At 71.4% G+C, this 12,079-nt stretch carries 9 protein-coding genes; 6 read left to right on the forward strand and 3 right to left on the reverse strand.

What is annotated here, in order from left to right; all coding sequences use genetic code 11:
• The first annotated feature begins 142 nt into the window (after positions 1-142).
• Entirely contained in the window at positions 143-745 is a 603-nt protein-coding gene (locus ACIQ7M_RS04120; RefSeq protein ID WP_355775485.1) for a TetR/AcrR family transcriptional regulator, read from the forward strand.
• A 36-nt stretch (positions 746-781) separates the two neighbouring features.
• On the opposite strand, the gene ACIQ7M_RS04125 is transcribed toward ACIQ7M_RS04120, so the two are convergent.
• On the reverse strand, positions 782-2,317 hold the full coding sequence (locus tag ACIQ7M_RS04125) for an AMP-binding protein (protein ID WP_403639428.1): 1,536 nt from the start codon (positions 2,315-2,317) through the stop codon (positions 782-784).
• 158 nt (positions 2,318-2,475) lie between these two features.
• Here ACIQ7M_RS04125 and ACIQ7M_RS04130 point away from each other — a divergent pair, with 158 nt between their 5' ends.
• On the forward strand, positions 2,476-3,048 hold the full coding sequence (locus ACIQ7M_RS04130) for a GNAT family N-acetyltransferase (RefSeq protein ID WP_403639430.1): 573 nt from the start codon (positions 2,476-2,478) through the stop codon (positions 3,046-3,048).
• A 167-nt stretch (positions 3,049-3,215) separates the two neighbouring features.
• Here the strand turns inward: ACIQ7M_RS04130 and ACIQ7M_RS04135 are convergent, their stop codons facing one another.
• On the reverse strand, positions 3,216-4,670 hold the full coding sequence (locus ACIQ7M_RS04135) for an APC family permease (RefSeq protein WP_403639432.1): 1,455 nt from the start codon (positions 4,668-4,670) through the stop codon (positions 3,216-3,218).
• A 238-nt stretch (positions 4,671-4,908) separates the two neighbouring features.
• Here ACIQ7M_RS04135 and ACIQ7M_RS04140 point away from each other — a divergent pair, with 238 nt between their 5' ends.
• A complete protein-coding gene (locus ACIQ7M_RS04140) occupies positions 4,909-6,090 on the forward strand; it encodes an ROK family protein (protein ID WP_403639434.1) in 1,182 nt (393 codons plus the stop codon).
• A gap of 123 nt (positions 6,091-6,213) precedes the next feature.
• On the forward strand, positions 6,214-8,940 hold the full coding sequence (locus ACIQ7M_RS04145) for a glycosyl hydrolase 2 galactose-binding domain-containing protein (RefSeq protein WP_403639436.1): 2,727 nt from the start codon (positions 6,214-6,216) through the stop codon (positions 8,938-8,940).
• A gap of 56 nt (positions 8,941-8,996) precedes the next feature.
• Here ACIQ7M_RS04145 and ACIQ7M_RS04150 read toward each other — a convergent pair whose 3' ends face one another.
• A complete protein-coding gene (locus ACIQ7M_RS04150) occupies positions 8,997-10,442 on the reverse strand; it encodes a hydrolase (RefSeq protein WP_403639438.1) in 1,446 nt (481 codons plus the stop codon).
• A gap of 300 nt (positions 10,443-10,742) precedes the next feature.
• Here ACIQ7M_RS04150 and ACIQ7M_RS04155 point away from each other — a divergent pair, with 300 nt between their 5' ends.
• Complete coding sequence (locus ACIQ7M_RS04155) at positions 10,743-11,006, forward strand: GlsB/YeaQ/YmgE family stress response membrane protein (protein WP_355771073.1); 264 nt, start codon at positions 10,743-10,745, stop codon at positions 11,004-11,006.
• Between the two features lie 187 nt (positions 11,007-11,193).
• Entirely contained in the window at positions 11,194-12,075 is an 882-nt protein-coding gene (locus ACIQ7M_RS04160) for a GNAT family N-acetyltransferase (protein ID WP_403639440.1), read from the forward strand.
• Positions 12,076-12,079 lie beyond the last annotated feature (4 nt).

Raw genomic sequence — 12,079 nt, forward strand, 5'->3', positions numbered from 1 at the left:
CTGATGCCGGCGGGCACGCTCGGACGCCCTCCGGCGTCGGCGCGGAGCCGCACGGCCACGGAGAGCGGCGGTACCGCACAGCGATATAGATAACGAACGTTCGTAAGCTAATAGCGAACGGTCGTCAGGTTAAGCTGGCCGCATGAGCCCGCGCAAGTCCGTCGCCGAAACCGCCGCCACCCGCGACCGGATCATCGGGAGCGCCCTGGCGCTGGCCTCCACCGAGGGCCTCGAAGGTCTCACCATCGGGCGGCTCGCCACCGATCTGGCGATGAGCAAGGCCGGCGTGATCGGCCACTTCGGCAGCAAGGAGGCGCTCCAGCTCGCCGTGCTGGACGCGGCCGTCGAGCGGTTCACCCGGCGGGTGCCGGCGCGTGCCGTCGGGGCCCGGCCCGGCACAGAACGGCTGACCCGCGCCTACGACGAGTGGATCGCCTACATGGCCGAGGGCGAGGGGCACGGCGGTTGCCTCCTCACCTCGGTGGCCGGCGAGTTCGACGGCCGCCCCGGCCCGGTCCGCGACGCGGTCCTGGTCGCGCTGGGCACATGGACGGCGTACGTCGAGGCGGAACTGGCCACGGCGGTCGGTACCGGCCTGCTCCCCGCGGACACCGACGTGGACCAGCTCGCCTTCGAGCTGGGCGGCGTGATCCTCGCGGCCGGCCAGTCGATCAAGCTGCACCGCGACCCACAGGCACCGGCCCGCGCGCGCCGCGCCGTCGCCCGCCTCCTCGCCGCCCCCTGAAGGTCCACCACCGAGGGAAGTCGCCTGCGGCCAGGTTCAGTTGACGTGCCGCTCGTGTCCTTCCCAGTACGGCTCGCGCAGCTTGTACTTCTGGAGCTTGCCGGTGGCCGTCCGGGCCAGGACGTCCCGGAACTCGACCGAGGTCGGCGCCTTGTACCCGGCGAGGCGCTCCTTGCAGTACTGGATCAGCTCGCCCTCGGTGGCCTCCGTGTCCGGAGCGAGGACCACCAGGGCCTTGACGGTCTCGCCCCACTTCTCGTGCGGCACGCCGATGACCGCGACCTCGGCGACCGACGGATGGCTGAAGAGCGCGTCCTCCACCTCGATCGAGGACACGTTCTCGCCGCCCGTGATGATCACGTCCTTCTTGCGGTCACTGATCGTCAGATAGCCGTCCTCGCCGATGGATCCGCCGTCGCCGGTGTGGAACCAGCCGTCGGCGAGCGCCCGTTCGGTCTCCGCGGGCTGCTCCCAGTAGCCCTCCAGCACGACGTTGGAGCGCGCGAGGATCTCGCCGTCGGCCGCGGTGCGCAGGGTCACGCCCAGCGCGGGGGCACCGGCGCGCACCAGCTTCTCGGCGCGGGCCTGCGGGTCGAGTCCGTCCCATTCGGAGCGGGTGCGGTTGACGGTGAGCAGGGGTGAGGTCTCGGTGAGGCCGTAGATCTGGATGAACTCCCAGCCCAGCAGGGACTCGACCCGCGCTACGGTCTTCGTGGGCGGCGGCGCGCCGGCGACGATGATACGGACCCGGTCGCGGCCGGGGATCTCGCCCTCCCAGGACTCGGCGGCGGCCAGCACGGCGTTGACGACGGCCGGGGCCGCGCACATCACCGTCACGCCGTGTTCGGCGACCCGGCGCAGGATCTCCGCGCCGTCGACCTTGCGCAGCGCGATCTGCCGGACGCCGAGGCCCGCCATCGCGAAGGGCATCCCCCAGCCGTTCGCGTGGAACATGGGCAGGGTGTGCAGGTACACGTCGCGGTCGGTGATGCCGGCGTGCAGCGCGAAGGTCGTGGCATTGACCCAGATGTTGCGGTGGGTGATCTGCACACCCTTGGGCCGGGCCGTCGTGCCGCTGGTGTAGTTGATCGTCGCGGTGGCGTTCTCGTCCGCCTCCCAGGGGCGGGGTTCGGTGCCGAAGCGGTACAGCTCGGCGTCCGCGGCGGCGCCGAGCGTGAAGCGGTGCTTGCAGCCGACCCCGGCGAAGCGGTCGGCCAGTTCCGGGTCGACGAGCAGGACGCTCGCGCCGGAGTGCTCGACGATGTAGCTCACCTCGTCGGCCGTCAGACGGAAGTTGACCGGTACGAGGACCCGGCCGTGGCCGCTGACGCCGAAGAAGGACGTGAGCAGCCGGGCGCCGTTGGGCGACACGACGGCCACGCGCGCACCGTGCGGGACGCCCAGCGCGTCGAGCCCGGCGGCCTGGGCACGGGCCAGTTCTCCGACGCGCCGGTAGGTCAGCCCCTCCCAGGGCTCGGCCGGCTGGTCGGGTTCGTCGACGACGCCGAGGCGGTCGCCGTACACGGTGACGGCGCGGTCCAGGAAATCAAGTGCTCCGAAGGGGACGAGCATCACGGCCTCCCGAAGATCGGACGATGTCCCCTTTCTATCCTGGCTCCGCCCCCGCGCATCCGGAGAACCCGCGAACGGACACCCACGGTGATGTCCGCATCCATGTGCGTGCCCTGGCGTCCTTGGCCTCCACGGGCCCGGCACGTCACGATCGTCCGATGGACAGCCGACCGACGTTCGACTTTCCCCGCCCCCTGCGCATCGGCGGGCTGGGGCTGCATCTGCGCGAGTGGTCCGACGACGACGCGGCGGATCTCGTCGCGCTCTACGACGATCCCGAGATCGACCGGTGGACGCCGGTCGTCTCGCCGTTCGACACCGAGGCGGCGCTCGCCTACCTCGCGGCGGCCGAGCAGAAGACGGCCGAGAGGCGGGGGGTGCAGCTCGCCATCACCACGGACGGCGAGCGGCCCCGGGGCGAGATCCTGCTGTTCCCGGGCACGACCGACGACCGTGACGTCGAGCTGGCCTACGGTGTGGGGGCCGCCTACCGGGGCCGGGGGCTCGCGACCCGCGCGGTCCGGCTCGTCGTGGACTTCGCCCACCGCCGCGTCGGCGGCCGGCGCGTCGTGCTGTGCATCGAAGGCGGCAACACCGCGAGCGAGGCGGTCGCCAGGGCCACGGGTTTCGTCCTCACCGCCGACGCGCCCATGATCCGTACGGCGAAGGGCCGGGACGTCGTCCTGTGGACCTGGAGCCATCTCGAAGGCACCGGCCCGCGCCTCGAATGAGCCGCCCGACCCGGCGGCTCCCGATGGTGGCCGAGCCCGACCCGGCCGATCCCGACCCGGCAGGTCCCGAAGGTGGCGGCTCCCGAGGGCGGCGGGCGCCGAGGCACCGCGCGTCGCCGGGCGCCCGGCGTTCGCACACCCCGGGCGCCACGCCGTCAGGCCGGGTCTCAGGTCCCCGCGGGCTCCGTCTCCGCCGCCGGCGCCGTCAGGTATTCCTCGGTGACCTCCTTCGGGCCGAACGGCCACACCTTCTCCAGCCGGGCCCAGACGACGAAGGCGACCAGGCCGAGGGCGACCCAGGCCAGCGACCACTCGATGGGGTGGCGGCCCGGGGAGTTCTTGTCCGCGTAGCCGTAGATCGTGAGCCACCCGACGAGGGCGAGGAGACTCGGCACCGGGTAGAGCCACATCCGGTACGGGCGGCGCAGTCCCGGCTGCCGCCCGCGCAGCACCGACAGGGCGACGATCTGGGCCAGCGCCTGGACGATCACCATGACCGTGGTCAGGAGCTGGATGAGGGTGGCGAGGTCGGTGTGGCGGCCGATCAGGAACCCGATCGCCGTGATGACACCCATGGTGGCCAGACCCAGCATGGGGAAGCGGTGCCTGGGGTGCAGTTTGGCGTAGGGGCGGAAGAACACGCGCTCGCGGGCCGCGTCGTAGGGCACGCGCGAGCCGCCGAGCAGCCCGGTGAAGACCGAGGCGAAGGCCGTGATCAGGATGAGGACCGTGACCGTGTCGGCGGCGCCCTTGCCCCAGGTCTCCTCCATGACCGCCGAGGCCACCGAGGTGGAGGCGATGTCGCCGGGGTCCGACATCCGCTGCCAGTCGATGACACCGAGCGTGCCGATCTGGAGCAGCAGGTAGATCGCCATGATGCCGAGGATCGAGTAGATGATCGAGCGGGGCAGGGTGCGGCCGGGGTCCTTGATCTCGGCGCCCATGTACGCGGTGGTGTTGTACCCGAGGTAGTCGTAGATGCCGATGGTCAGACCCGCGGCGAAGCCGACCCAGAAGTGGCTGGTGGACAGCGCGAACGCGTGCGCCGGGTAGGTGAAGGCGCGTCCGGCGCTGAAGTCGGTGGCGGCGGCGACGATCACGAGGAGGACCGAGGTGATCATCACGCCCCACATGACGGCGGTGATCCGCGCGATGTGCTCGATCCCGCGCCACAGCAGGACGACGACGAGGGCGACCATGCCGAGTCCGACGAGGTCGCCGGTGGTCCGGCTCATGTCGGGCGCCAGATAGCCGAGGTACTGGACGAAGCCGACCACGCCGGTGGACATGATCAGCGGGATGAAGAGCATCGCCGTCCACACGAAGAGGAAGGGCATCAGGCGTCCGGTGCGGTACTGGAAGGCCTGGCGCAGGTAGACGTAACTGCCGCCGGAACCGGGCATGGCGGCGCCGAGTTCGGCCCACACGAGTCCGTCGGCGAGCGCCAGCAGGGCGCCCGCGACGAATCCGATGACGGCCTGCGGACCGCCGAACGCGGCGACCATCAGCGGGATCGTCACGAACGGCCCGATGCCGCACATCTGGCTCATGTTGATGGCGGTGGCCTGGAACAGGCCGATGCGGCGCACGAAACCGCCGGCGGGTGGCGGGGTACCGGACACGGATCCTCCTCAGGACGGGACGCGGGGAGAGGCACGAGGGAGGTACGGGCGGAGCAGGGAAGTACGGGGAGACGTACGGGGACGGTCGGCGTGGAGGCGGCCGACGGGATCGGGGGCGGCGGTGACCGGCAGGCGCCGGACTCCCCTCGGCTCGCCCGGCGGGGCTGACTGGGCGATAAAGTTAAGGAGCCTTACTAAGCGCGTCAAGAGGGCGTGACCCATGAGTGAGAATGGTGCGATGCCCGCCAGCGACGCCGCAGAGCACCCCGAACAGCCCTGGAACCGCCGTCGGCTGCGCAGTACGAACGAGCGGCTGCTCCTCGACCGGCTGCGCTCCGGCGGTGCCGCGTCGCGCGCCCAGCTCGCCCGAGAGACGGGGCTGTCCAAGCCGACGGTGTCCAGCGCGCTCGCGGCGCTGGAGGAGGCGGGACTCGTCCGCGAGGCCGGCACGCTGGCGCCCGAGCGCGGCCGCGTCGCCGTCCTGTACGCCCCCGATCCCGCCGCCGGGTACGCGCTCGGCATCGACATCGGCCGTAGCTGGCTGCGCGTGGCGGTCGCCGATCTCGACGGCGCGGTGGTCGCCCGCGCCGACGTACGCAACCGGGCCCGCACCTCCGGAGCCATGGCCGACCTCGTGGTGTCCACGGCCCATCAGGTCGTCGCCAACTCCGGTGTCGGCGCGCACGAGGTGGCGCACGCGGTGGTGGGCACCCCGGGCGTGTACGACGAGAAGCAGCGCAGGGTGCGGTATGCCATGCATCTGCCCGGATGGGGCCGGGCGGGCCTGTTCGACCGGATGCGCGAGGAGCTGGGCATCCCTCTGGAGGTGCACAACGACGCCAACCTCGCGGCCCTCGGCGAGTACACGTACGGGGTCGGCGCGGGCAGCCGGCTGTTCGCGTACATCATGATCGGCACCGGCCTCGGCATGGGTGTCGTCAGCGAGGGACGGCTGTTCACGGGGGCGCACGGCGGGGCGGGCGAGATCGGCTTCCTGCCCTGGCCGGGCCGGCACAAGCCCGAGACCCTGGAGGACGCGGTCTCCGGCGAGGCGGTCGTGGAGGCCGCGCGGCACTTCGGCATGACCGGACAGCTCACCGCCAAGGCCGTCTTCGACGCGGCGCGGGAGGGCCACGGCCCGGCGGTCGAGGCGGTCCGGCTGGAGGGCGAGCGGATCGCGCACACGGTGGCCGCCGCGACGGCGGTGCTCGATCCCGACCTGGTCGTCCTGGGCGGCGGGGTCGGCCACAGCGTCGACCTGCTGCTGCCGCCCGTCCGCGAGACGCTGCGGGCGCTCACACCGCTGCGCCCGAGGATCGCACCCGGCCGTCTGGGCGAGGACGCGGTCCTGCTCGGCGCGGTGGCCACGGCTCTGGGTACGGCACGCGATGTGGTGTTCGAGCGCAGGTCGGGCTCCTGAACCGGGAGGGCGGTGATTGACATGGATTGCTCACCGGCCTAGCTTGTGGACCCTAGTTAGTAAAGTTTCCTAACTTGCAGTGCCGAAGCGCGGATGCTCCCCCACCCCCCCAAGGAGATCACCGTGTTCCACCGCCCTGCCTCCCGGCCGCGCCTCGCGACGGCCGCCGTCGCCCTGGGCCTGCTGTGCACTCTCTCCGCGAGCGCCTGGGCCGACGGGCCCGACCCCGGAGCGGCCACCCCACCCCGTCTCCCCGCCACGGCGGTGGCCTCCGCTCCGGGCAGTGCCACGGCGCTGTCGGGATACGCGATCCAGTCCACCGCCAAGGTCCCGGACCCGGCGTCGGCCGTCTCCAGTCCCGGCTACCGGGCGAGCGGCTGGTACCCGGCGGGCCCGCGTTCCACGGTCCTCGCTGCGCTGCTCGCGAACGGAAAGTACGCGGACCCGTTCTACTCGACGAACCTGAAGAACATCCCGAGGTCCGACTTCACCGTTCCCTGGTGGTACCGCTCGGACTTCACCGTCACCGACACGTCCGAGCGCACCTATCTGGACTTCAGCGGGGTGATCTCGGCGGCGGACGTCTACGTCGACGGTCACCGGGTGGCCGACGCCGGCCAGGTCGCCGGCGCCTACACGCACCACGAATTGGACATCACCTCGCTGGTACGCGCCGGTACCAACACGGTCGCCTTCCGTATCAGGCCCAACGACCCGGACAAGAACCTGACGATGGGCTGGATCGACTGGCTCCAGCCGCCGCCCGACCAGAACATGGGGATCGTCCGTGACGTCCTCGTCCGCCGGGGCGGCCCGGTCGCCCTGCGCGACGCGCACGTGCTGACCCGCCTCGACGTCCCCTCGCTCCGCACCGCCGATCTCACGGTCAGGGCGCGGGCCCGCAATGAGACCGGCTCGGCCGTGACCGCCACGGTGTCCGGCCGCGTCGGCTCCGTGTCCTTCTCCAAGACGGTCCCGCTCGCGCCGCACCAGACCAGGGCCGTCACGTTCTCACCGTCCGAGGTCCCCGGACTGCGTCTGAGGTCACCGAAGGTGTGGTGGCCCGCGGGCATGGGCGGCCAGCCGCTGTACGGGCTCGATCTGACCGCCTCCGTCGCGGGCGCCGCCTCCGACACCGCCCACGAGACCTTCGGCGTCCGCGAGGTGAAGGCGCCCCTGAACTCCGACGGCGCCCGGCAGTACAGCGTCAACGGCCGCAGGCTGCTCATCAAGGGCGGCGGCTGGTCCCCGGACGAGTTCCTGCGCTGGGACCGCGGCTACGTCGAGGACCGGCTGAGGTACGTGCTCGACCTGGGCCTCAACACCGTACGCCTGGAAGGGCACATCGAGCCCGACGAGTTCTTCGACCTCGCCGACCGCTACGGCATCCTCACCCTGCCCGGCTGGGAGTGCTGCGACAAGTGGGAGGGGCAGGTCAACGGCGGTGAGACCGGCGAGCGGTGGACCGACGCCGACTACCCCGTCGCCCGGGCGTCGATGGCCGCCGAGGCCGCCCGGCTGCGCGACCACCCGAGCGTCGTCTCCTTCCTCATCGGCAGCGACTTCGCGCCGGACGCCAGGATCGAGAAGACCTACCTGGACGCGCTGGAGGAAGCCGACTGGCCGACCCCGGTGATCGCCGCCGCCTCCGACAACTCCTCGCCCGTGTCCGGCCGTTCGGGCATGAGGATGACCGGGCCCTACGACTGGGTCCCGCCGGGCTACTGGTACGCCAAGCGCGAGGGCGGCGCCACCGGCTTCAACTCCGAGACCGGGGCGGGCCCCGACATCCCCACCCTCGACACCCTGCGCCGCATGATGTCACCCGCCGAACTGGACACCCTCTGGAGGAACCCGGACGTCCGGCAGTACCACCGCTCGCCGTCCCCGGTGTTCGGCACACTCAAGATCTACGACGCCGCCCTCGCCGGCCGCTACGGCCCGCCGACCGGACTCACCGACTACGTGCGCAAGGCGCAGCTCGCCCAGTACGAGGCCGTGCGGGCGCAGTTCGAGGCCTACGGACGCAACGCTACCGACGCAACGAAGCCTTCGACCGGGGTCGTGCACTGGATGCTCAACAGCGGATGGACCTCGCTGCACTGGCAGTTGATGGACCGGTATCTCGACCAGGGCGGGGCCTACTTCGGCGCGAAGAAGGCCAACGAGCCCCTGCACGTGCAGTACTCGTACGACGACCGTTCCGTCGTCGTCGTGAACAACCGGCACACGCCCGCTTCCGGTCTTTCGGCGCGCGTCACGCTCTTCGACCCGGACGGAACCCAGCGGTACGACCGCACGGCGACCGGGCTCACCGCGCGGGGCGACGGGGCGCGTGTCACCGCCCTGACCGTCCCCGCCTCGGTGAACGGTCTCACGACGACCCATCTGGCGCGGCTGGTCCTGCGCGACGCCGGTGGCAGGGAGATCAGCCGGAACGTGTACTGGCTGTCGACCCGGCCGGACACCCTCGACTGGGCGAACACGGACTGGTACCACACCCCGACGACGGGCTACGCGGACCTGAGGGGGCTCGGCTCCATGGCGAAGGTGCCGGTGTCGGCCTCCGCGACGACCTCCCCCGGTCCCGGCGGAACCTCCACGACGAGGGTCACCCTGCGCAACGACGGGACCGGGACGACACCGTCCCTGCTCACGGACGCGCATCTCGTGGACGCCGGGGGCCGGCCGGTGCTGCCGGTGCGGTGGTCGGACAACGAGGTGAGTCTGTGGCCGGGCGAGTCGGTGACCCTGACGGCGACGTTCCGAACGGCCGATCTGCACGGCTCCGTTCCCGGGGTGCGGGTCTCCGGGTGGAACACGACGGAGAGGACGGTCCGGTCCCGGTAGAACGACGTGCGGGGCGGACCCGGTAGCGCGGGCCCGCCCCTCGTCCCGCGGGGTGCTCAGCTCACATTGAGCGCGGTGTCGTCGAGGACGAACGACGTCTGGAGCGTGGAGCCCTCGACACCGGTGAACTTGATCGTGACCGTCTGCCCGGCGTAGGTGGAGCCCAGGCTGAAACTGCGCTGCGTGTACCCGGACGCGGCGTTCAGGTTCGAGTACGTGGCCAGGGTCGACACCACGGTGCCGCCGCTGTTGAGGACCTGGGCCTTGAGGGTGTCGTACGCCGTGGTCGTGGTCGTCTCGGCCGTGTCCACGTGCAGATAGAAGCTCAGGGTGGCGGAGCAGCCCGAGGGGATCGTCACCGACTGGGACAGCGTGTCGGTGTTGGCCGAGCCGTAGCCGTTGAGCCACGCCTTGTACGAGCCGGTGCGGGCCGCCTCACTGGAGCTGTTGGTGATGACACCGCTGGTGGCGGTCCAGGAGGTGCTGCCGGACTCGAAGCCCGGGTTGGCGAGCACCTGGGCGGCCGTGCAGGTGCCGCCACCACCTCCGCCACCGCCGCTGCTCGTGCCGGCGAGCCAGTCGGTGGCGTTCAGGGCGAGGGCCGCGTTGGTGGCGCCGGTGTCGTTCCAGCCGTCGTACAGCGTGTTGCCGGACTGGCCGGTGCCGTCGTCGATGGGTGAACTGTCGCCCCAGAAGGCGACCTTGCCGCTGCCGAAGGTACTGGTCGCGAAGAACGCGCCGGTGTTCCCGGAGTAACCGGTGCGGTAGACCAGGCCCTTGACGGCCGAGTTGTCCGCCGGCTTGAGCGTGGCCGTGGTCCCGTCCGCGATCAGGCTCTTGGTGACGGTGCCGAACGACCCGTGCAGGACCGCGTTCGTGCTGTCGCTGATGGCGCTCGGGTAGTCGGAGCCGACGTCCAGCGTGTCGATCGAGAAGCCGAACGGGTCGGTGCTGTCGACGCTGTTGTTGCTCATCAGGTCGTTGAAGATCTCGACCGCGTCGTAGCCGTCGCTGTTGCGGTCGGCACCGGTGTGGTCGGAGATCATGAAGAGGCCGCCGCCGTTCTTGACGAACGTCATGATGGCGGTCTTCTCGGCCGTGGTGAACAGCGTGTTGGGCTCAGGCAGCACCAGCTCGTCGAAGTTCGACAGGTCGGTCGCGGCCGTGCCGCCGTAGGTGAGGCTGGAACCCGAGGGCAGCGTCTTCAGGCTGTAGTTGCCGGTCTTCTGCAGGGCCACGCCCCAGGAGGACAGGGCGCCCGTCCAGGAGGTCTCCGAGGACGGACTGGAGTTCTGGCCGAGCGGGTCGGGCTGGCTGGTGGAGATGATCCAGTCGGCGTTGCCCGCGGTCTCGGCGTGGCCGTTGTCGAACAGGACGCGGTGGGGGGTGGCCGCGTGGGCGGGAACAGCGGTGGCCGCCTGGAGCGCGGCGCCTGTGACGAGCAGTCCGAACAGGCCCAGGGCGGTGGTGAGTCTGTGGCGGGACTTCCTGAATCCGAGCATCCGACGAACCTCCGGTGACGAGGGGGGAGAGGCGGTGCGGGCGCCAAGTCTGCGCGCGTAGAACGGAAGTTGACTGTCTCCCGTTCAACAGATTATTGAACGGTACATGTCCAAACGTGAGTTGCCCAGGGGGCGGACGGGGTTCGCCACGGGCCCTCGGAAGGGTTCCCCGCGGGCCCTCCGGCGGGTTCACCGACGGCCCTCCGGCGGGTTCACCGCGGGTGCCTGCGCGGCGGCGGACTGGCCGCGCCCGAAGCGGGCAGATACATAACTGCGGGGGACCGACCAGGAGGGGCTGAGATGGAGATCTCGGGCGTCATCAGTGCCGTCGTCATCGGCATCGTCATCGGTGTACTGGGCCGGCTCGTCGTGCCCGGACGCCAGCGCATCGGCGTCCTGTGGACGATCGTGGTCGGCATCGTGGCCGCGTTCATCGGGTCGGGGATCGCCGCCGCGTTCGACGTCGCCGACACCAAGGGCGTCGACTGGATCGAGTGGCTCATCCAGATTGGCCTGGCCGCGTTCGGCGTCGCGGCACTGGACCGATCGAGGGCACGCCGCTGAGCGTCCGGCCCGGAGTGCCGCGGGGCGGGCCGCGCGGGATGCCGGCAATCTTCTGGGCGCCTCGCGGGGCTCTGACGACCCGCGGGGCGGCTCGCGGGGAATTGCGTTGCGCGGCGGGTGCGCGCGCGGCTACCTTCTGCGGGCTTCGCCTGCCCGCGCTCCCCCGCGCCCCCACCCCGGAGACACCTTGCCGCCACGCATCACACCGTTGACCGATCCGGACTCCTCCCCGTCGAGCCGCCGTCCGGCCTGGCTGGCCTCGGACGCCGAAGGGGTCCCGGTGGGTACGGCGTTCCTCGGGCTGTCCGGCCGGAAGGGTCAGGACCATCGCGCCGAGCTGGAGATCGCCGTGCACCCCGCGGAGCGCCGCGCCGGAGTGGGCGGCGCCCTGCTGGCCGCCGCCCTGACCGCCGCGCGGGAGGACGGACGGCGGTCGCTGGTCGCCCGGGTCACGGCCGGCTCACCCGGCGAACCGTTTCTCGCGGCCCAGGGGTTCCGCCCGGTGCTGGCCCTGACGTTCGCCCGCCTCGCGCTGCCGGATCTCGACCTCGCGGCGGTGACGGAGATCGCCGAACGCCCGCACCCCGGCTACGCGTTGACGAGCTGGGAAGGCGTCGTGCCGACCGAGCTGGCGCACACCTTCGCCGACTCCCGGCGGGCCATGGACGACATGCCGATGGAGGGCAGCGACCACGGCTTCGACGCCTGGGACGTCGAGCGGGTCGTGGCCGTCGCCGAGGCCGTTCTCGCACGGGGCGAGGCGCTGCGCACGGTGGCCGTGGTGGACCGCTCGGACGGCTCCGTCGTCGGCTTCTCGGAACTCGTCGTGCCGGGCGACGGGCGCGGCGACGCCCAGCACTACGGTACGGGCGTCCTGCCCGAGCACCGCGGCCACGGCCTCGGGCTGTGGATGAAGGCGGAATCGATCCGGGGAGCCCGGCTGCGGTACCCGGAACTCTCCGGCCTGCTCACGGACACGGCCGACAGCAACACGTACATGATCGGCATCAACGAGGCACTGGGCTATCGGCCGACCCACCGGGAGCTGGAGTACCGGCTGGACCTCTGAGGGG

The sequence above is a fragment of the Streptomyces sp. NPDC096324 genome, assembly GCF_044763015.1.
Taxonomy (GTDB): domain Bacteria; phylum Actinomycetota; class Actinomycetes; order Streptomycetales; family Streptomycetaceae; genus Streptomyces.